This window comes from Paenibacillus radicibacter, from assembly GCF_024721995.1.
Lineage (GTDB): Bacteria > Bacillota > Bacilli > Paenibacillales > NBRC-103111 > Paenibacillus_AM > Paenibacillus_AM radicibacter.
The window spans coordinates 970947-992081 of the sequence record NZ_JANQBC010000001.1; the positions used below are offsets into that span (position 1 = coordinate 970947).

Sequence of the window (21135 nt, forward strand, 5' to 3'; positions counted from 1 at the left end):
AATCTCCGATCACAATCTCTTCTGCAGTAATTGTTCATCTTCTTTGATATAATTCGATCTTTCATAGGTATTAATAGCAACTTCATTATCTTGACCTGTTAATACTTTTACTGATTTAACCCCCCGTAAACGGAGCTCCTCTTCAATAAAACTGATTAACAATGTTGCTATTCCTTTTCTTCGAGCTTCTGCCACAATGTACAACTCAGTAATTTCAGCATTTGGCCTCGAATAGCAGATTGATCTGTAACATTGTGCACAGGCAAACCCTACTGAAACCTCATTCATTACGGCTAACGCAACAAGCTCATTGGGGTTCGCCAAGTTTTCGATAATTTGTTTCTCTGTAACGCCTGATCAGTTAAAAGCATCATTAAGTTTAGCAAGATCACTTGCGTCATTCGCCGTTGCCAATAGCACTTGAATATTTGAGTCAATCACCATGTTCACCTACTCCCATTTATTCGAGCTACGTTTTACCTCTAGAAAATTATCGGATCAATCATTTTTGCCCATTGAATAATCGGCTCTTCTTCATCATTCAAGGCTATCGTCCCTATCATTACATCCTCTGAATCGTGATTTGCAAAATAGTGTTCCAGCATGAAATTTACAATCTTAGATGTTCGGATTTGCAATATCTCTTTCTCTTCAATCCAGAATAACTCCCCTTCTTCTGAAGAATTATATTCCCATCTGTTGTTTTACCGAAGTATACAAATTGCTGCCAAATTTCATTTTCCTTCACTCGAAACAGGATGTATCTTAGTTTTAAATCCTCAATTCTATTTTCTGTAATTCCGGATTCTTCTTTAATTTCACGTATACAAGCTTGCTTCGGATCATTTAATTCTGCTGGTTCGACGTGTCCGCCTAATCCCATCCAGAACTCATTTTGAAAATTACGACTACTCTCTTTGCGCATCATTAGCACATGATGATCATGAAACAAGAATGCCGATGCCATCTGCCTTAACTCCATTTTTCATACCTCATTCCAAAGAATCATGTTTAATTCCTATTAGCCTCTTATTCGCGCGGATGTTTAACTGAAACAGATCCTCAAGACCAATAATTTCGATTAGCTGATATTCATAGATCCGTGAGTTTATAGGCATGAATGTGGCTCCTGTTTGATGTAGGGAAAATCCTTCAAAATGTTACCTACACTTGTGTCATCCCATACAATCACATAGCACTTTTCCCTCTTCATTTTTTGTAAAGCGCCTAATCTGTGATTACCATCTCTTACACTTAATAACCCATTTCTGTTTTCAGCAATTAAGGGTGGCATATCCCAACCCTCTTCTAATCGTGAGTAGATTTGATCGATCCTGTAGTTCCATCTCTCTTCATTCTCCACATACTCCATATGTAATTCAGGTCCGACAATTCTATCCAAGCTGCTGATATCAACTTCTATGGGTCCTAACCAGTATCTTTTATTTAGTTTTAGCCCATTCGATAACCCAACATTACCACCTTCTCCATTTAGAAAAAGATGAATCCAAGTTTCAATATCATCATTAGCGGCGTACTCCATTGCTGTTTTTAATGTGAAAATAGACATTCTATTCCTCTCCCTTTAGTTGTTTGATGAGACTTACTCTTACAATTTCATCCCATATTGGACCTCTTCGAATTATCTTATATCCAAGCTTCTCATTAAGCTCAATTACGTGTGAATTCTTCTCCTCGGTATGTGTGTATATTAAATTGACATCAATTGTCTTTGCCAATTCCTCGAGTTTTTGTTTAAGCTTAGTTGCAATTCCACCTCTTCTATGTTCGCGATCCACCCATAATTGAAAGACTGTTATGAATCGTCCGTCTTATTGAAACAAACTTCGATCCAGCTCTTCGTACACGGTTTTCACAGGTAATTTCCGATCTCTGTTACTGATAGAGTACATGAGTACGCCAACTTTCTTGTTACTCTTTTCCTCTTCAAAAATAAATGCACCACGATCTTCTTCGGTGACAAATTTCAATATCTTGTCTGAGTGATCCTTCAGTTCTTGTTCCGTCATATTCGAATCAGAAGTCGTAACACCTTCATCATCTAGGTCAATTTGAATCATAAGATCGAGATCTACGATTTCTGCTTTTCTGATCATGTCTACACCACCAGTTAAAACGAGTTTTTCCCTCTATTTGATATTTTTTCAGAGAGCCGCTTCGTATTTCAATTAATTAATGTAATACTTGAACTAACTCTTTCTACTTTTCATCCTCTTTATTACAAACTTTGCACCTTGCTCTATGACATGACGATACGCTGCATCTAATTCTACTGGACTTACCATCATTCCATTCCTACCAAATTTTTATAGCGTCGAAAATGTGCAAATTAAAAAGTGGACAAAAGTTACTCTTCCATCCACTCGTCAATCTCTATTATATCATCAAACCCCAATTGAACTTCCATTATTTTCTACTCAAATGTTATACAATAGTTCATATTTGTACTATTTAAGAATTCCAGGTCTGATAATTGCATTTCGGATAGTTGTATATTCAACTTATCGATATGTTGTTGACCATCCCCGAACCATATTGACCATATCTCAAGTCCGTCATGATTTTTGTGTAAGGTTTCTGAATATACTCTTCTAAGCCATAGGGTGGATTAGTACAGAGCATAATACGGAGATAGTCCATTTTCAACGGATCCAATATGAGTATATCTAAATCATCTTTCTTATCATTGATAAGATTTAATATGGAGTTTTCAGCTTGTGGTATGTTCAACTTCTTATACTCACCATACTTTATCGTTACAGTATCAGTTAAGTTAATCTCGGGTAATGGTTGATTAGATACGACAAAAGAGAACAAACTCATTAATTGACCCACTTTCTTATACTTATCCTTATTTGCCTTCACTCATACAGAAGTGGATTTATAGTTTTCCTTTAAACATTGTTTGGCTATATATAATATTTGTCCCATGTGCTCCGAGTAGTGCGCTGCGCACTGATGCAGCATATCAATGTGTAATCGCTCTTTGCCTCTCACAATTTGAGTTTCCTCGAACTTTTCCTGAGGTAAATGTTTGATCACATCTATTACATAGTCCATATTGATATGAACTAACGCTTCTGCTTCAGACTTTGTCATAAACGTCTTAGATAACTCCTGATCCCGATCTCGAATAACTTCCTCTTTGCAGATGCTTTTTCTAATTCTCTCGTTGATATTTCCTTCAATATGTCTTAATAAAGTAGGAATGTTATGACTGATAGAATCCGATGAATCGTTCAACTCTGCATCATCTAGCTGATCGATCACCATTAAAGTCCGTCTTTTAATTTCACCAAACTTTTTGATGAGCCATTCACGATTGAATTCGTAATTCATAGACATACCTCCTAGTACTAATTCTTAAACAAGTTCTTTAATAAAATAAAGATTCAAATCATCGTCAACGCGCACCATTTCACCTGGTTTAACTTCCTTATTGTTATACATAACACCATTCCCATCGAGTATGTAGCCTCTTCTGCAATAAATCCGTTGTGCTGCACCATAATCTTTAAATAATCCTACACCGATTCCTATACGTTTATAGTTGCACTGTGTAATACCTTCAAACTCTTCGATCAACTTATTTGCAACTCCAAGCCTCCTGTATTCAGGGAAAACATTCAGATCATTGATCTCAGGTATATTCTGTGCTTTAAAATACGGATAGTCCGACACATACTTCAAATGCGAACAACCCGCCAATCTCTGATCAATAAAAGCAAACAGTGTCACGCGGGTTCCTGTCCTATTTTCAAATTCACATCGATCATAATATTCATCTGACCTATAAATATTCTGTCGTGTAAATGCTTCTTTCCAAATACTCTTCATCTCTGGAGTATCGAATTGCTTTATTTCAATTTTCATGGATTGGCACCTCTATATCGTTTATTAGGGTGCATCTCCCATGACTTCGCCTGCATTTTTCAAAAATCACGCTTGTTCTTCAATGATTCTTTTTAAATTATGATTGCGATGCTCCAGAAACCTCTTCATGTAACTTTTCAATACTATTCTTTCTACAATCCAACCGAGCAGACCTAATGGAGCTTCGAAATATAAGGTATCTTTCATAAGAGTTCCATTCTCAGTTTCAATAAAATCATGTTCATGCCGCATACTCTTAAATGTGCCACTCACCATTTCATCAACAAATTTATACGGTCTCGTAAAGTCCTTAATTATAGAAGTATGCTTCTGTCTTATTAGAAAATGTCTCGCTTGAAACGTAACCGTTTCTCTGTCATTAATCATTCCTGTACTCCGACCCGCAACCGCTCTTTCTTTGGTATGACTCCAAACGGTTTGAGTATGAACATCAATATTCCTAGCCATGTCAAAACAAGTTTCAATTGGTGCCTTAATTTCAATGTCTGTATATACTCTAATCATTATTTCCTCCAAAAAGTCGTACAGTCTGCCTTATCCATAATATTAAACTCGATCATTCGCTCAAGTAATGCGTAATCCACCGGGCTCTTCCACTTGATACGAAGTAACTGATTCGTGTGATCATAACCTGCTTGTACAATCTCAGTTGCAAAATGAATGATTCCCGACCTTTCAGGAGCAACAGCCAAATGCTGTTTGGAAACACTGAAGCCGATGATAAACGTGTCGTGATCCGTAAACATAGGTTGATTCCACGCAACCTTTGGTACTAAATCTGGGAACTTCTTACTTACCCAAGCCAACACTTCCTCTGTGCGGGCACGATGATCTGGATTAGCAATTTGTGCTAAGTACTCTTCAAATACTTCCATGGGGATTCCTCCTAAATCAAACTATTTATTTAACTTTAGTTTATATACAATCTCGCCATCTTGATTCTCTCTATCCTGATTGATAAATCCTAATTTCTCGTAAAGCTTTCGAGCATGATCATTACCTTTTTCAATTGTAAGAGATATGACTTCGCATTGTCTGTGCTTTTCCTGAATAAATTCTAGTATTTTTTTCAGAGACTCTTTTCCTAGCCCATTACCTTGATATCCCTTATCGATTTGAAAACCACCGATCCAATAATTATCCGTACTATTAGGCGTGTAGGAGAGATAGAAAAATCCGTATGCTTTATCGTCTTTTCTCAAAACATATGGATCAAACGCCTCATCCCACGGTTTTATATAAGCCCATGCTAATGATTCGATCACAGTCGGTACAAGTTTCTCTTGTGATTTATGTAGAGATATTGCGAGTGCTTCTTCCCAGTTGTTCTTATTAATTGGTTCTATACGAATTGGATTCATTCTTGTATTCCTTTCGACTCTCGATAGTTGAATTTAAAAACATCATAATGATTTTCTTAAAAAATATCGCTTGAATCCCTCAGGAAATCCTTCTAATGTTCCAAAGACTTCAAATCCATGCTTCTTATAAAAATCCAGAGCTTGAAAGTCCCAAGTATCTAGATGAACTAATTTACAACCTCTAGCTCTGGAGATCGACTCCATCTCTTCCAACAACTTAGAACCATAACCTTGACCTCTTAACTGCTCACTAATCCATAACACATTGATATATAGAGCATATCTATAACATCTCCCAAGCACTCCTCCAAGGATGTGTCCATCTTCATCTTTTAAAATTAAATTAAGTGGTCCCGATTCTTGAGCTGTTGGGGCTGTAGAATGATTAAACGCCTCGATTTGATTAATAATAAACTGAATTTCAGAATCCTGATATCCTTCCGTAAGAACCAATTGTGTATTGCTTTTCATATGTAACGCTCCTCATGGTTTTTATTTTGTATTTTCTAAAACTACTAAATTACCTCATTTGAACACTGGCGCTAATCTTGATGAAGACAGCTGCTCACTAAGGCCGAAGTACTCGCAGAAGTTCATGATCATCGGATTCCATTTTGACGGATCGATATAGTTAGAGTTTGTATCCATAAGCAGATCTTCTTCAATATGAACTTTTTCAATACGTACTTCAATGACAACAAGTGAACTTGGTTCTTCGAATGGATGAAGCTTTACGAACTTTGCTTCGAGATGAACGGGGCATTCTTTAACACGTGGAGCTTTAACTAGATGTGAAGGAAGTTCGGTTAAACCCGATACTCCAAACTTATCTGATTCATATTGATAACCTAGCACAGCCTTATATTCGGGCACTGGGTTACGACCTGTTAACAGCGTTAGACGATCAATTGCGGGTATCAAGTCGATGGAGGGAAGGTTTAGCACACATTCTTGTTCTCGTATCAAATTCTGCACGGTCTGAGATCTACTGCTCATACCTAGCATACACGATTGATTAAGCCACCAAGCAGATGACATTGGAGCTAAATTTGGCGTACCATCTTCATTAACCGTACTGATAAGAACAACAGAGGTGCCAAAGTAAAGAATTTTGGGTTCAATAACTGTATGCATAGCAGATCACGACTCCTTAAAAATCATTTTCCACTATATTACCACCAGCTTTCTACGGGTTAAAGGGTTTACGAATTAGACAGCAAGATACCAAAATCAGAACTTACGTTTCTGATAAGGCAACCCTACACCATCTTCACAATACGACTTTAAGCTGTATAGGAACATCGCCAAGTTGTAGTTACAGAACCTAAAGAACGAAGTAACTTCTCTCCAATCCGAGTGCTTTAAGGTGACATGGGATTTGTTATTTTTCTCTTCAATTTCAAAAGAAATGAACGTATCCACCCACTCCGGATCAGAATCTATGCACTTCCATACGATTTTACGGTTCTTCTCTAGTTCTACCACTTGCATCTTCGTGATGTCATTACTGCCAAAGAAGAACTCATTAACAAATCCGATCTGGTCTTGAACCATAAGTTCATTCGTCCAGACTTCTGACAAGCCCTCAGCAGTTGTTAAAGCTTCATAAACTTTCGATGCAGGAACCTTCACGATTTGAAGATGTTCAATATTGGGCATAGATAACAACCTCCATACAATAGTTTGACGTTCAAGTCAGTTCATCTTTCAGCTCTAAACCATCTTTTAGAAACTCAATTAATAGATTCTCATTCTCTTGACCGTCTTCAGAAGTATGGCTAACTATCCATGAAAAGGAAGCTGCAATTAAACAGAACAAGATCGGAAGGAGTAGCTTCCACATCATATTTAATGCACCTGTAGCTACATCCGCTAGAATCGTGGATATAAAAGAAATCATAAACATCGTAACAATAGACAATACATCCGTATAACCTCTATATGTACGAAAAGAAACATGTGTTTTATCATTTTTCACAGTGATTCTGCCCATCACTTTATTTCGAACGAGATCGCTTTTTAACATTCCTCTACTTATTGAAATACTAAAGAATCCTTTTCTCATCCACCCTACGAATTCTCCACCATCTAGATTAATCGAAATCAGGTCAACACTATGCTTAATGACGGATTCACAATGCGCTTTTGAAAGTTCGGTTGAACACTTAAATTTCACTTCATGCACCAACTTTACTTTTTAAAATTCAAGCAAAACCATTTTCCATAATTAAACAATATCTAATTTAAGTTAAAAAAGCCACTCAGATTTTGAGCGGCTCCGTTAGATTGTTATTATCGCACTACTTCTCGCATAGCACCCAACACAATACTGTATTTATCTGGATCTTGGATGTAGTAGTTCTTAAATTCCCATCTGCCATGAGATTCAGCAACTGGATCAAGCGTCACTATTCCGCCCCTGCTTCGAATGTCTTCAACTATTGCGTCAATGTCATTCCAACTTACATGTACAAATGTATCCCAACCATAGTCCGGCCCATTCCAATCTGTTGGATAATCGGATCGTTTCTTCGAGGGGCTATTCGGTCTTACATCTTCAGGAGACATTGCTTGCTGCAGAATAACTAACATTCCATCTCGCTCTGCATGACCCCAATTATCAACCGTACAGCCTAATATATCTCGATAGTATTCTTGCGATTTTTTTAAATCTGAGACTAAACGTACTTGAAAAGTAGTTCCTAATTTCAATTGATTGTCCAAGCCTATTTTCCCCTTTCAGAAATAAAGCGATTAGACTAGCTTTTCGACATTAAACCAAATATTTCCTTTTAAAAAAGGAAAATGATTCCAATGATTAAACATTATCCCTTAGGAATGGGATGAAGTTATCTGTATTCAAAATGTAAATGAATGCTGACAGGAGAAGAACTAAATATGTTGTATTAACGATTAGAAAGTATCTTTTAAGCTTGAAAAACATAATTAAAAAAATTAACGTAACTATCAGAGATGAAATTAGACTTAAAAGTATACTTAACTTAAACATTTGAATCATCCATTCAGCTGATGCGTACTTAATATCTGTTGTTGATAAGTAAAAAATGTAATTGTCAGCTAATATATAAAAGAAAACCCACAATATTACGACTGATAAAATTCCAATCACACTACCACTTAAAATCTTAATCCAGTTCTTCATGTTTTCTTTTCATACCCTTCTTTACGGTGTCTAGAAAATCGTCTTTGGAACAATAATCTTCAGTAGTTAACCCAGTCTAACTTATTCTTATAAAAATGTATTTATTCAGCGTATCATCTAATGTTCCAAATCTCTCTTCTAATCCAGTTAAAATGACCATCTTTGCTTCTTCTTGAAAATTAAAATTCACTGTTTAGATTTTTATATTAGTCATTAAAAAATTTTGTTACATTCACCCACTTAACTCTTTTAATCTAGCAATACGTTCAGGCTCATTATTCATTAGCCACTGATTACGAGAAAGTATATCATAAGCTTTTCTGAAATATGGAGTAGCCTCTGCTTGTTTATTTAATGCATACAGGCATTCACCTATCTCTTCATACACATATCCATCGGGGTTAAAGCCTTGCTCAATTTCCATCAATAATTCCTGATGCACATCTAAGGCTTTCGGTATCTGATTCATAAGACGAAGCACCTTAGCTACACTCCATTTGGCGATAAAAATTAGATCTGCTCTGTCTTGGTTCTGTCTGAACTGTAAGGCACGTTCAAACATATCTAGTCCTACTGCTAAATTACCTACCTCCACCTGAACCCAGCCGATATTATTGTAGAGCGAACCAAGCCAGCGACTGGCATCTGGATGCTGCTCAGCATACGTAAGTGCGTGCATATTCCAATCCATCCGCTGCTCTGGTGTGGATTCAGCAATGCCTAACATATGAGCTGCATCAACTGCTAAATCATCTTCTCCACATCTGCACCCGAGTTCCCAAGCCTCTGTAAATAAAGGTACAGCTTCTTCCTTTCTCCCTGAAGAATTCAACACCCGACCACGCTCTAATAAATATCTAACTCGTGTCCTAGGTGCAGTATTGGCTAAACTATTTTCAACTTGATCCAAGACTTCATGAGCCTCATCAAATTTCCTTTGCAAGCCTAATGCACGTCCGATTTGAGTTAACAGTTCTGATGTGTAATCGAGATCGGCTGTATGTTGAACTTCCTCTAGCAAGTTCCTAAATTTTAGTTCCGTTTCTTCTGCGTGATTATAATCCCATAGCTTGTCGAAATCTCTCATGACTTAGACTCCTTTTCACTTGCCTTTTTCGAATTAGCAAACAAAATTCTTGCTTTATAAAACAACCATGTCTTCAACAAGGATTCTTTATCTCTGTGAGTAGCAACTTTATTCTTATAATAAAAATCACTTAAGTTTACAGCTAACTTACCCACGGGTGTAACTGGTTCATCACAAATCCATTCATCAAAATGCACTTTTCCTTGACTGGATTTATTAAATTTATACCTTGGAAAGATGTATACTACCCCTTCTGTCCAAGGCTTATTGTTCATAGTAGAATCATTCAAAGAAAAATAATGATACCTATTTTTCCCCGCAATAATAGAGCCATTACGAAAACTTCCTATTAAGCGACTTCGATTAAATACAGCAAAGAATATTGCCCAGATCGGATCTGTAGATGCAAATACAGCTTTCGTTAATTGACCGTTATATAACGTTTGTTCGTGAGGCTCAAACTGATCAATATTACGATTGTTAGACCCATGAAACACATATTGTCCCTGCACAGATAAGTATTGCAGAAAACGGTACTTTGGATATGGAAAATCATATTTAATTAACAGTTCTTCTTTATTCGTCAATAGAACACCTTTGTAGAGTTCAATCTCGTCTTGGCTAAAAATTATCTTTGGAGATGGGTTTAAAAGTATAGACAATAATAATGAAATCATCTAACTTGAGCCTCCTCTCCCTTCAAAGCTTGTAAGTAATTGTGCATATTATGTACGTGATTACTTTCTATAATTATCAATGCTCCTCCGATTATCTCGCCCTTTAAGAGAACCTTAAAATATTCACAAGTTCCCATCATCTCTTCTTGCCAGCTTATGGAATTATATCCTGGTGGACCACCAAATTCGTAATTATATCGATTGATTCTTCATCAAAGCTAGCTTTTTTGTTTTTCAGAAAGTATTGCTGCATCCTCTTTTACCGCTCGTTCTAATACTAGCATTGATAACCCTCCATTAAATCCGTTCTGTATTGAGTTTCATGATTTTAATTGTCTATTGATTTGTATCATCAGGTTTCGCATGACGCTGTTATGTTCTTCTCGTCCCTACGCCTTCGTTTTGAAAATTAATAGTCAGAGGTTTCTTTCCACATGCAATTATAAAATTCATCATTGCATATGCTTCAGAACAATTATTAATAGCCTCAGATGCTTCTTTTAATTGTTCAAACTCATTTAAATCAATCACACCATTTTTATAGAACGGTAAAAAACGATTTAAATCGAATTGTCGTTTAAATCCATCGCTTCCGTGCACATCACTATGTTGAATTACTGAATCAATATCAATATCTAAATACCCGCTATTCATTAAAAGGCGAGGTAAACTTCTACCTATATAGCGATTTCCACCTTTTTGTGCAACATAATCCCCAATCTTCTTCAAAATATTGTTTAGTAACGGAATTTCTGGGTTCACCGTACCAAAAACCCCATCATCAATATCAATGATTGCTAATCTACCACCAGGCTTTAATACACGATAAAGCTCTAATGCCGCTTCAAGTGGATTATTTAAATGGAGAAAAATTAATCTTGCTACTACAAAATCAAATGAATGATCTGGTAGACCCGTATGATAAACCGATGATTCTACAAATTTTATCCGCTCTGATGGTATGTCTTTTAATAATCTTTTAGCTTGATTTTGTAGGGTTGGGTCGATTTCGAGAGAGGTAATATGACTCTCTGGTAAACTATTCAGTAATTGCTCAGTGATATACCCTGGTCCGCTACCAACCTCTAATATACGCATACCATCTTGCAATCCATACCACTTTAAGGTTCGAAGCTCTTTATGCCAACTCATAGTTGCTTGTACCCTTAATCGTTCTATTTCTTCTTGAAAACCTAAAGTAGTATTTTTAATATTGTAAGTTGAACGTCTATCTGTCATAGTTTTTCCTCACAATCTTGTTTTTTTGTACCTTACTGTTTATTTCCAACAGCAATCCATCTTCTATCTATATCTTCAAAAAAGTTCTATTGTTATTGGGTCTGTTGTTAACAAAGGTCGTACAATCTTAACTCCTAATTTTCTAAAATCCTTTTCCATTTCCACTTGATTATCTGTAATAATATACGCATCATAGCCATATTCATGAATCTCTTGATTTGGTACTACATAATCTCTATTCGATTTTATTAAAACTATTTCAATTCGATCCTTATAAAGACAAATATGTGGCTCCACTGAATCCAGATAACTAACTGCTCTAAACCTATTCGTTTCTTAATTAAAAACTAAAAAAATATATCATTAGAATTACATGTAATAATAAAATAATGAACCTAATACTTGCTCTCTTTTTTCTTATAAAATACCAAGTTAGAAATTGGAGTAACACGACATAAATAGGACTTGAAAATGTTAATAACATGTATGTAGCAATTCCTGGTTCCATTCCATGTTCTTTAACATATAAATCAACATCAATTGTATAGTGGTAATAAAAATCAGTAATATAAAACGGTAAATAGAAATAGTTAAAAGTTCCGATTACTAAACAAAAAAATACATAAACTCTGCTGAATGTAAATCTAGTAAGAATAACTTTCAATCTAATCACCTTTGACTATTCAACTATTATTCTTCTTTATATAACTGAGCCAATACCTTATAACGTTCTGTATCTACGAACCCGAGAGGCTTGAAGGAGCACTGCGACTGGTTCCGTAGGACTTAGTCTTGTAGGATTGTCTGCTGGGTCTACTTTCCCAAATACCATCGAACAGACCAAAGTGGCTTGTCCCCCGCAGCGTAGATACGGTGTTAGCAGGAGTAACCAGCTTCCCTGAAATACATATAATCAATCACTAAATATCAGTTCTATTTCATCTTTAATCATTGATGTAATTTCTTCATTCCATTCATCTGGATTAATTACTACTATAGGAAATTTGGCCTTTGATTTAATATAATTTTTTAACTGAAGATAACTGCTCAAGGGAAAATCCTGTGCATTCCATTGTTTTCGATATTCTACAATTCCATGTTTTTTCAACAGGTTTTCCATTTGTAGAACAAGTACTTTGATAAATTCATCTAGATTACAAACTTCATTAAAAACAGCCTCACCTTTGCCATCTGTTAGTCCGTCAACGAATAATATTATCTTAATAATGATGTTAGTTTCATCTTTCTTAATAAGAGTCCATCTATGTACAGCTGGCTCCGAGTTAAAATCAAACTGTACTGTATCTTTTAGTTCATCATCTTCAACACACTCTAGTTTTAACAGTTCAACTGCTCGAACTAAATCAATCAGAGGTTCAGAGAGATAACTCGCATCAATATATATCTCCGAGTTATTTATTTTCAAAGAAACATCTGCCCATCCGATACTTCTAAGGATATATTTGAATATCATGTTTTTTTATATCCCTTCGGTTATTTCTGCTAACGTTTCTGTTCTACGAACCCGAAAGGCTTAAAGGAGCGCAGCGACTGGGTCCGCAGGACTTAGACTCGCAGGGTTGTGAGCTGAATCTGCTTCATTGCCTACCTCTACTTGCGAACCGAGGGAGTAGCCCGAAGCGTAGATACCCTCTTACTTTTTTATGTATCGAGGTTAGCTTCATTGAACTCTCCTTCTCTGGCAATTTCACCTAACGTTCTTCGTATTCACGAGCCCGAGAACCTTAAACCCCAACAGGGCGGCCGCGACGCGGTTAGGTTCGCAGGGTAGTCCGCCTGATCAGCTCCTCGAAATGCCTCGGGCGGATCGATGCTTGAATACGATGTTATGTGAAGTATCAACCCCACTTCCTCGAATAAAGACAGGACGTCGACCCTCAATATCACTCTTTATTAAAGCTGCTTATTCATATACTAAAACCCAATACTTCTCCCCAGGATTACCTTCTTCAACAACTTTCTTCCAACCATTTTTTTCATAGAAAATTAATGCACTATGATTTTCAGACACACACTTTAATCTTACGGGCTTACTCATTTTTTCTATAGAATAATTAACCAACTGAGTACCAACACCTTTACCGTTAAAATCAGGGTGCACAAATAAATTATGAATAAAGTTATCTGGCAAATATAAAGAGGCAAATCCAAGAATGTGGGAATTATCTTCTACTAAAATGATGTATTCTTCAATTGTATCCCTATCAAAATCTTCAAAAGTCATTTCATTTACATTCGCCCAATGAAAGCTCTTACGACGAGATTCTAGATATATCTTCCTTAACTCAGGATAGTCCAATTCATTTGCTTCTCTGATATTCATGAAATCCCCCATCAATATTATTTTTAAATATGCAATTCAGGATCTGATAAACTCTACTGTACTTATGGATCCTTTTTGACCTAGAAGGGAATAAACCATTCAAGGTTTTACTCTTTCTTGTTGTTATTATTGATGCGCGACGCGGTTAGGTGGTGCGGATATGTCCGATGAGTATGCTTCCCTGCTACTGAAATGCCTCTTCGAAACTCTCGGACCGAGGGGCGTACGCTACAGTGTTTTTTCAATGAAAATCTCCATTTCACATCACCTTTCTATTATAGCAGCCGTTCTAAATATTGGAAATAAAGAGGGAGATTGCAAAGTCGTTCACGACTTTGCAATCTCCCGTCATGAGAACATGATCTTATCCCTCAAACATGCTTTCCCGATGATTCGAAAAAGCGGTTTTTTTTATTTCTAAGGCTTATCTTAGCTCTCTTAGTCTTTTGGCCCAGACCCGGACCAGGCTTGAATTAAGGCCTTTGCATCGGCCACTAAGGCTGATTTTGCCTTTTCGGAAACAAAATCCTTCTTGTTCGTTTTGTCAATTCTCTTTAGGAAATCCTCCATCGCGTCGACGGCATTTTTCAACTTGTCTTTATTTTCATGCTTCTCTGCAATCTTCAAGCTCTGTGAAAGCTTATCCTTGAGCGATCCGCTTAAATCGCCGGAGGCATAATAAGATTCCATCAGTCGCTCCATTGAAGCGATACTTGTTTTTACTACGATATGAATTACCAACTGTGATACGTTGCCAGCCTGATCCGTCACTTCGATTTGGATCACGTGGGTTCCCAATTGGCCTGCCAAAAGCAACGCCGTACCGGTTACATACGGCTTACCGTCCACGGTGACCGTTTTTTCAGTAACGCCCGATATGCTATCGGTGGTCTGCACATTCAGCACAAGTGAATCGCTATCCAGGAATTCGGTCCCTTCTTTCAAGGGAGCACCATTTACCGTTACAGCTAGTGTTGGGGCCGTTGCATCGATTTTTACATTGATTGTCTTGGCTGCTTCCACGTTGCCGGCTTTATCTACAGATCGATACCGCAACTCATACGTTCCGTCTGTGCTCAAGCTAATCGGGTCCGTGTATGGTTGCCAACTTCCCCCTCCATCTAGACTATATTCTGTCCTCGCGATGCCAGACTGTTCGTCATGGGCGGTCAAGGTTATAGTCACCGGATGGATATACCATCCGTGCTGCCCATCCGGCTGGGAAGGCGTAACAATTGCCGTTGTCACCGGAGGCGTTTTATCGTTTTCCGAATCAATCGATTCTTGCAACTGGGCAATCAACTGCTGAAGCGGGTTTATCGAACTCTCGTAGGCATACGGGAAATTATTTAACAGATCTTGCAGCTGGATTCTCAAACTGCGATTTCCTTTTCCCGATTCGAGCAAGCTTTCCGCCTGTTTGACCAATCCCAGGTAGTTGCCCAAAACCCCCGGTCCGTACACTTCAAATTCATAAATAGAGTAGCCGAATATCGTAGCTCTCTCTATTCCTTGAAACTTGACGTATCTGGCTTTTACGGTGTCAAAATTAATCGTCTCAACTCCGCCGTGCCCGTCTATCGTCCCATCGTTGGCTTTTACATTCATCCAGTTTTGGCCATCACTAGAAACGAATAGTTTGTACGTCTTGGCATAAGCAGTCTCCCATTTGATCACGATGCTGTTGATGTCTTGTTGTTCGCCCAGATCCACGGAGAGCCAAGTATCGTCTGAAACAAGACTTGCCCACCTTGTACCCATATTCCCATCTACAGCCTGATCCGCAGACAAATGAGGAGCCTCTGCTTCGGATGATTCCGCATGCTTGTTCAATGCCATGTTCACACCGTCAAAACTGGTAACCTGATTCTTAATCATCAAATTATCAATGACACCTTTAAAAGAATTCGTGGAGCTTCCGATTTTCTCGAGCGGCAGCACTAGGGTATCAATATGAGGTGACGAACCGTTCGTTACCCATAATTTCTCTACGTACTCGTTTCCATTTACATAGAGGGATACGCCTTTGTTGTCACCGGTCAGCAGCAAGTGCGTCCATTTTTCCTCCGGAACCTTGTATTGGAACGTACTATTGTAATGTTCTTTGGAAAAACCTAATAGTCCGGTCTTACCTTGCTTTAGTTTCAATTGACCGACAGGTGATTCCATCAGTACTGCATCATCCAGGTTATCGGCATCCGGTTTGACCCACATGGAAACGGTCCATCCGAACCCTAAGGCTTGTAATGGTGTTTCGATATAGCTTTCTCCCCCGGCGAACCACACGCCCTTTCCGTATTTCCCGTCTGTTAGCGATACATTTTTACCGGTTCCATCGTAACCGTTCCCGGAAGAGTCGGAAAATCCGTTTTCAAACTGGTACTTGATCACATTGCCAACCTGATTTTTCACTTGCATCTTATGGGAAATATTAGCATTTGGCGCTTCTCCAATCCGAGATGCCGCGTCTGTATAAGTTTTGTAGTCTTTGTCTTCTCTTGTTCCCATCCACATCTTTTCGGATAGCACTTGCACAGCCGGAAACATTCTGTCATGGGAATCGTCCATGGATAATCCGCTGGCATCGGAGATGTCGTTCCATAACGCAATCATGGCGCCTTTTAGTTTTGGATGACCACTTGGCACAACCGTATCAGAAAATACATTTGGTTCCCACGTGTTGTACATATATTTTTGGTCCATATATTCTTTATACAATCTAGGTACAAGATACATATAACTGTTCTCGGTGTTGATGATATCGAAGCCATAATCCATCGCTTGCCGGGCGTCTCCGTAAGGGACGTGCCAAATATTCATCGTTGCCTGAGTACTTATAGGAGTTACCCCGTTGTATTCCATCAGGCCGCCCCATAAATGTGGATGCTTGCCTTTGCTATTGATATGCTTGACTAGCTTATCCATGTATCCACGAAAAACCTCTTTGTCACTGCCCCAATATTCGTCTGTGCCGATATGGACATCCGGACCGATAAATGTAGGGTTGTCGCCATCCATATATTCGTCAAACAGACTCTCGACAAAATCCACCGTTTCCGGCTTCGTAATGTCTAGATGAGGACCGCTTCCCAAAGACGGATCGAAATTAGTAAAAGCTCTCGAGTGTCCTGGTGTATCAATCTCCGGAATGACGTTAATGCCATAATCCATACCAAGCCTTTGAAGATTGCGGAACTCCTCTTTGGTGTAAGAACCGCTTTTGCTCGTAAGCCCCGGGTACTTCGTGCTCTCCAAACGGAATGCCGTATTCGTCCCGTCTAGAAACGGAGTCCCCACATCATCGTTCAAATGAATTTGAAATTGGTTCATCTTGTACCAGGACATGAGCTTGATATAATCACGTAAGAAATCAATCGTATAATACTTTCTGGCGACGTCGATCATAAGTCCGCGAACTTCATATTTGGGATAATCCCGTGCTGTTCCTTTAGGGATACGGACATGATTATTATCCTGTTTCAAGATTTGCAGAGCTGATCTCGTCCCGAAGAAAACTCCAGTCACTTCACCCGATGTAATCGATACATAATCATTTACATCAAAAAGGTAGCCTTCTTTTCCGAGCCAAGTTAAGGAATCGTCCAAGGACAAATAGATGTCTCCAGCTTGTGGATCACCGTAAACAATGTCCACGTTGACGTTGCTAACATCCCTCAGATCATCCTTTGTCTGCTCCGCCGCCTTTTCCAGAGCTGCTCTATTCGCTGGATTTACAACAATTCGCGAATTTGGAATAAGGGTAAAATCTCCGGTCCGACCAATCCATTCTCGCAACGACGGTATGACCTTCGGTTCCTTGTTCAAATCAGCCGTTTGCGTAGATTGCCCTGGAACCGTAACCAGCACGTTTCCGGTAATGGCCTTCTCATCCGGATTACTCACTTTTTCAACTTGGAATAAGAGGTTCACTTTGGTGTCAACGAGGGGAGTGTGGATGTTCCCCCCTTTGTCAATGATGGGCAGTCTGTCACTGCCATATACGGAAACCTTGTAACCTTCAGGTACATCCGGTAGAACAATTTCCGTTTGCCCATTTGCAATAGGCGGTATTTGGGTGATGCCCTTCACGATTTTTGGCAAATCGCCGGCATCGTACACCTCGAACTCGAAGAAGGAATAACCGTAAAGGATTCCATCTACAGGAGCCCTTTGTACACCTTGAAACTTAACGTACCTGGCTTTTGCATCAGCAATATCGGTGATTTCCGTGCCACCTTTGCACACGATTTCACTGTCTTTCCTTAGTACATTGGTCCAATGCTCCCCATCGCTCGAAAACAGTAGCTTATACTTGCTGGCGGCGGTTTGCCAATTAATGACTATCCGGTTGATAACGAATTCTTCGCCAAGGTCAACATAGAACCATTGATCGTCTTCTTTGGAGGATGACCATCTTGTATTTCCATTGCCATCTACAGCATTTTCCGGTCCAAGCCAGTCCACTTCGTTCCCTGATGCATATGCTGCTTTATGTAACGCCAAATTAACGCCGACTTGCACATTGCCTTCAGCGAGCGAGACACTGCCACCGGAAGCCGTTTCATTAACGGACTCGGTAATTTGCAGATTTGGAGAAACGACATCTTCTTGCCCTTCTGCAGCAATAACTTGCGACATCGTCGCGGGGAAACACGTTAATAGAAGCAACAGCGACAACAAAATAGAAAGCGCTTTCTTTTTCATTTTTCCCTCCTTAAGAATTTTTAGATTTAAGAAACATACCTCCTTGATGCGTGCAACTCCACTTTTAATACTAAGAGACTTGTTACTCCATTCAAAGCAACAACTAATTACTTTTGATATACATTTATTTACTTTTTACTGACGATTCCCACTGTAAATAAAAAAAATGCTTCTAACGAAGACAATACGTCAAAGCAGAAGGTCATTAAGTCATAAAAATCCATACAATAAGCCCAGCCATCATATGTAAAGCTTGTGATATTGGCACCAATATCTATTAACTTTGCTTTCAATGCATTAATATCCTTTGTCTTCTTTCGTTTGCCATAATAAAAACAATGGCCTTGTATCAGCATTATGATCCTTCTCAAGACAAAGAAAAGCCATTTCACTGTGATTAGGTCGACCATGTAAATAAAAATCTAAGTTTGTTGTGTACCAATCAATAGACTGTAATTTAATTATGATTTTTGGAAACCTCTTTGCACTGATTTCACCTAGTGTTTCGTTATTCACAAAACGACCCAACCTTAGATAGTTCTTATCTTGGGCTGGGTCGTTTGTTGACTGGGCTTCTTCCATGATTATTCATCTGTCAACCAAGCGGTTTATCATTTACTTAACTATCTTTAACCAATGCCATGGATATTTTAATCTCGTTCTATTTTCTTCCGACGAAAAAGTGAAAATCCTCCGAAACCACTTCTTACGGCCTACTCATTTTTTCTATAGAATAATTAACCAACTGAGTACCAACACCTTTGCCGTTAAAATCAGGGTGCACAAATAAATTATGAATAAAATTATCTGGCAAATATTAAGAGGCAAATCCAGGAATGTGTGAATTATCTTCTACGTAAAATAATGTATTCATCAATTGTATCCCTATCAAAATCTTCAAAAGACATTTCTTTTATATTCGCCCAGTGAAAGCACTTACGACGAGATTCTAGATATATCTTTCTTAACTCAGGGTAGTCCAATTCATTTGCTTCTCTGATATTCATGAAACCCCCATCTATATTATTTAAAAGTATGTAATTAAGGATCTGATAAACTCTACTGTGCTTATCCTAATGTTCATCCTTCAAGCAACAGGACATTGCGAATGAGTTACCCACGAAAATAGTCTTTGGGGTCGATATTTCACATAACGTTAAGATGTTCCTGAACCCGAGAACCTTAAGGCACATAGTGCCGGCCGCAATGCGGTTAGGTTCGCAGGGTTGTCTGTCTGAATTTACTTCTCCGAAATGCCTCGGACAGACCAAGGGACGACGTAGGAGGACCGCAGCAGGAACATCATGTTAGGTGATGTAATGGCGGTCGGAGCTTAACCCCCATTGCCTTCATCTTCTTTTGTCTATCTCCGAAAACCTAAGCCTTCCCATCCAACTTTCTTCCTGTTCATTTGAATTATTACTTCTATTTTAAAATAATTAGGAAACGTACGTTCTCCTTTGATTATGGAGAATTATGTTACTTTGATAGTCTTTTAAATAAAATATAGCCTTTTCCAGCCTTTGACAATCTTTTGAATTGCTCTTTATACTTTTCTTAAGGAAGGTGCGCTATTGAAGCAAGCTTCCCTATCACTACCTTCCATAAGAAAAGTCCTTAACTCTTTGCTTTGAAAAGGTTGTATTTTATTTAATCTTCTAATTATTACATGATTATCCATTAATCATAGTTTCCTAATTATATACGAGTAAAAATTCAAATTCGCCCACTTTAAGTTGGATGGCCCAGCATTTTCGGAATCTCCAAGTGAGATTCCGGAAGTGCTGGGTTGTGGCTTAGGTTTAGCCATTATTTTACCTAACGTTTCCGTGTTCACGACTTCCCACCACCCTAAAGGAACGAAGTGACTGGCCGCTATGCGGTTGGGTGGTGCGGATGTGTCCCGGCATCAGCAACTTTGACTTTACTCCCGGGACCAAGGGGCGTATGCCCCGATGCGTGAACATAATGTTATATGAAGTCTTTGCCATCACCGAGTCGGATTACTAGGAAGCTTTATATCTAATTGTTTATTTTCTTCTTTCTCTTTCCACTCAATTATTATATTAGTTTTATTTATAAATTCTTCAACGTCTTCCCGACTCTTAAATGTATAGTATCGATAGACTTCGTAATCTTCATCTTTATCTAAGTATCCATGGCTTATTCCTTCGTGTCCTGATCCATGGGTATACTTTAATGGAATAGATTCAACAAAGTTAACTTTTAATGTTTCAGCTCTTAATTCACCCTTGTTTGCTAGCTTAACTAATATGTTTATTAAAAATGCATCATTTGAAGATGGCTCAACTTCTCTTATTAATTGTTGATCTGTAATTATTTGATAATTTATTGAGTTCCAAATATCTACGCCATTTTTGATGTTATTTAAATGATTGTATAATGGTTTATCAACTTCTTTAGAACTACATCCAAAAACAAATGCAGTTATCAGTATAATGTAACCGAATTTAAATATTGTTTTCATACTCATCTCCTTTGTTGCAATGATTTCATATAACGTTGTTGTGTTCACGACGTCCCACCGACTTAAGGCAGCGAAGCTGCCGGGCGCGATGCGCTTAGTCGGTGCGGATGTGTCCGGCCAATGCTCCCCCGAATTCCTCCGCCGGACCGAGGGGGCT

The 21135-nt window shown here is 38.4% G+C and carries 30 protein-coding genes; 1 reads left to right on the plus strand and 29 read right to left on the minus strand.

Annotated elements, in window-relative coordinates; all coding sequences use genetic code 11:
• Positions 1-9: 9 nt before the first annotated feature.
• From NV379_RS04995 to NV379_RS05105, 23 genes are all read right to left on the minus strand, one after another.
• Positions 10-336, minus strand: coding sequence for a GNAT family N-acetyltransferase (locus tag NV379_RS04995; RefSeq protein ID WP_308860247.1), 327 nt, complete (start codon positions 334-336; stop codon positions 10-12).
• A 146-nt stretch (positions 337-482) separates the two neighbouring features.
• Positions 483-605 carry a hypothetical protein gene (locus NV379_RS05000; protein ID WP_258206153.1) on the minus strand — a complete coding sequence of 41 codons (123 nt, stop codon included), beginning with the start codon at positions 603-605 and terminating at the stop codon, positions 483-485.
• 5 nt (positions 606-610) lie between these two features.
• Positions 611-982, minus strand: a complete 372-nt coding sequence (locus NV379_RS05005; RefSeq protein ID WP_258206154.1) for an NUDIX domain-containing protein — start codon at positions 980-982, stop codon at positions 611-613.
• A 126-nt stretch (positions 983-1108) separates the two neighbouring features.
• Positions 1109-1570: a hypothetical protein gene (locus NV379_RS05010; RefSeq protein WP_258206155.1), complete on the minus strand. Its 462-nt coding sequence runs from the start codon at positions 1568-1570 to the stop codon at positions 1109-1111.
• A gap of 1 nt (position 1571) precedes the next feature.
• Positions 1572-1820, minus strand: a complete 249-nt coding sequence (locus NV379_RS05015; protein ID WP_258206220.1) for a GNAT family N-acetyltransferase — start codon at positions 1818-1820, stop codon at positions 1572-1574.
• A gap of 12 nt (positions 1821-1832) precedes the next feature.
• The gene (locus NV379_RS05020) at positions 1833-2117 is read right to left on the minus strand and encodes a hypothetical protein (protein ID WP_258206156.1); all 285 of its coding nucleotides are present in this window, start codon (positions 2115-2117) and stop codon (positions 1833-1835) included.
• A 400-nt stretch (positions 2118-2517) separates the two neighbouring features.
• On the minus strand, positions 2518-2856 hold the full coding sequence (locus tag NV379_RS05025) for a hypothetical protein (protein ID WP_258206157.1): 339 nt from the start codon (positions 2854-2856) through the stop codon (positions 2518-2520).
• 30 nt (positions 2857-2886) lie between these two features.
• On the minus strand, positions 2887-3360 hold the full coding sequence (locus tag NV379_RS05030; RefSeq protein ID WP_258206158.1) for a DUF1572 family protein: 474 nt from the start codon (positions 3358-3360) through the stop codon (positions 2887-2889).
• Between the two features lie 24 nt (positions 3361-3384).
• On the minus strand, positions 3385-3894 hold the full coding sequence (locus NV379_RS05035) for a GNAT family N-acetyltransferase (RefSeq protein WP_258206159.1): 510 nt from the start codon (positions 3892-3894) through the stop codon (positions 3385-3387).
• A gap of 66 nt (positions 3895-3960) precedes the next feature.
• Entirely contained in the window at positions 3961-4419 is a 459-nt protein-coding gene (locus NV379_RS05040) for an SRPBCC family protein (protein WP_258206160.1), read from the minus strand.
• On the minus strand, positions 4419-4790 hold the full coding sequence (locus NV379_RS05045; protein ID WP_258206161.1) for an iron chaperone: 372 nt from the start codon (positions 4788-4790) through the stop codon (positions 4419-4421). The genes NV379_RS05040 and NV379_RS05045 overlap by 1 nt, the downstream gene beginning before the upstream one ends.
• A gap of 21 nt (positions 4791-4811) precedes the next feature.
• On the minus strand, positions 4812-5276 hold the full coding sequence (locus NV379_RS05050) for a GNAT family N-acetyltransferase (RefSeq protein ID WP_258206162.1): 465 nt from the start codon (positions 5274-5276) through the stop codon (positions 4812-4814).
• A 42-nt stretch (positions 5277-5318) separates the two neighbouring features.
• Entirely contained in the window at positions 5319-5747 is a 429-nt protein-coding gene (locus NV379_RS05055; protein ID WP_258206163.1) for a GNAT family N-acetyltransferase, read from the minus strand.
• Between the two features lie 54 nt (positions 5748-5801).
• Complete coding sequence (locus NV379_RS05060; protein WP_258206164.1) at positions 5802-6410, minus strand: flavin reductase family protein; 609 nt, start codon at positions 6408-6410, stop codon at positions 5802-5804.
• 96 nt (positions 6411-6506) lie between these two features.
• On the minus strand, positions 6507-6935 hold the full coding sequence (locus NV379_RS05065) for an SRPBCC family protein (protein ID WP_258206165.1): 429 nt from the start codon (positions 6933-6935) through the stop codon (positions 6507-6509).
• A 31-nt stretch (positions 6936-6966) separates the two neighbouring features.
• Positions 6967-7302: a hypothetical protein gene (locus NV379_RS05070; RefSeq protein WP_258206166.1), complete on the minus strand. Its 336-nt coding sequence runs from the start codon at positions 7300-7302 to the stop codon at positions 6967-6969.
• Between the two features lie 266 nt (positions 7303-7568).
• Complete coding sequence (locus NV379_RS05075; protein WP_258206167.1) at positions 7569-8000, minus strand: VOC family protein; 432 nt, start codon at positions 7998-8000, stop codon at positions 7569-7571.
• 671 nt (positions 8001-8671) lie between these two features.
• On the minus strand, positions 8672-9526 hold the full coding sequence (locus NV379_RS05080) for a tetratricopeptide repeat protein (protein ID WP_258206168.1): 855 nt from the start codon (positions 9524-9526) through the stop codon (positions 8672-8674).
• Positions 9523-10203 (minus strand): hypothetical protein, encoded by a 681-nt coding sequence (locus tag NV379_RS05085; protein ID WP_258206169.1) that lies wholly within the window; start codon positions 10201-10203, stop codon positions 9523-9525. The genes NV379_RS05080 and NV379_RS05085 overlap by 4 nt, the downstream gene beginning before the upstream one ends.
• A gap of 372 nt (positions 10204-10575) precedes the next feature.
• Positions 10576-11442 carry a class I SAM-dependent methyltransferase gene (locus NV379_RS05090; RefSeq protein ID WP_258206170.1) on the minus strand — a complete coding sequence of 289 codons (867 nt, stop codon included), beginning with the start codon at positions 11440-11442 and terminating at the stop codon, positions 10576-10578.
• Between the two features lie 75 nt (positions 11443-11517).
• Positions 11518-11739, minus strand: a complete 222-nt coding sequence (locus NV379_RS05095; RefSeq protein WP_258206171.1) for a hypothetical protein — start codon at positions 11737-11739, stop codon at positions 11518-11520.
• 616 nt (positions 11740-12355) lie between these two features.
• The gene (locus NV379_RS05100) at positions 12356-12916 is read right to left on the minus strand and encodes a hypothetical protein (protein WP_258206172.1); all 561 of its coding nucleotides are present in this window, start codon (positions 12914-12916) and stop codon (positions 12356-12358) included.
• A 450-nt stretch (positions 12917-13366) separates the two neighbouring features.
• Positions 13367-13786, minus strand: coding sequence for a GNAT family N-acetyltransferase (locus NV379_RS05105; protein WP_258206173.1), 420 nt, complete (start codon positions 13784-13786; stop codon positions 13367-13369).
• Positions 13787-13946: 160 nt separating this feature from the next.
• Between NV379_RS05105 and NV379_RS05110 the strand changes: the two genes are divergently transcribed.
• Positions 13947-14207, plus strand: coding sequence for a hypothetical protein (locus NV379_RS05110; protein WP_258206174.1), 261 nt, complete (start codon positions 13947-13949; stop codon positions 14205-14207).
• Between the two features lie 17 nt (positions 14208-14224).
• On the opposite strand, the gene NV379_RS05115 is transcribed toward NV379_RS05110, so the two are convergent.
• The 6 genes from NV379_RS05115 to NV379_RS05140 form a co-directional block, all read right to left on the minus strand.
• Positions 14225-18490 (minus strand): discoidin domain-containing protein, encoded by a 4266-nt coding sequence (locus NV379_RS05115; protein WP_258206175.1) that lies wholly within the window; start codon positions 18488-18490, stop codon positions 14225-14227.
• A gap of 128 nt (positions 18491-18618) precedes the next feature.
• Complete coding sequence (locus tag NV379_RS05120) at positions 18619-18783, minus strand: hypothetical protein (RefSeq protein ID WP_258206176.1); 165 nt, start codon at positions 18781-18783, stop codon at positions 18619-18621.
• A 4-nt stretch (positions 18784-18787) separates the two neighbouring features.
• The gene (locus NV379_RS05125; RefSeq protein ID WP_258206177.1) at positions 18788-19072 is read right to left on the minus strand and encodes a hypothetical protein; all 285 of its coding nucleotides are present in this window, start codon (positions 19070-19072) and stop codon (positions 18788-18790) included.
• Between the two features lie 124 nt (positions 19073-19196).
• Entirely contained in the window at positions 19197-19274 is a 78-nt protein-coding gene (locus tag NV379_RS05130; protein WP_258206221.1) for a GNAT family N-acetyltransferase, read from the minus strand.
• A gap of 61 nt (positions 19275-19335) precedes the next feature.
• Positions 19336-19497, minus strand: a complete 162-nt coding sequence (locus NV379_RS05135; RefSeq protein ID WP_258206178.1) for a hypothetical protein — start codon at positions 19495-19497, stop codon at positions 19336-19338.
• 983 nt (positions 19498-20480) lie between these two features.
• A complete protein-coding gene (locus NV379_RS05140) occupies positions 20481-21026 on the minus strand; it encodes a hypothetical protein (RefSeq protein ID WP_258206179.1) in 546 nt (181 codons plus the stop codon).
• Between the last annotated feature and the right edge of the window lie 109 nt (positions 21027-21135).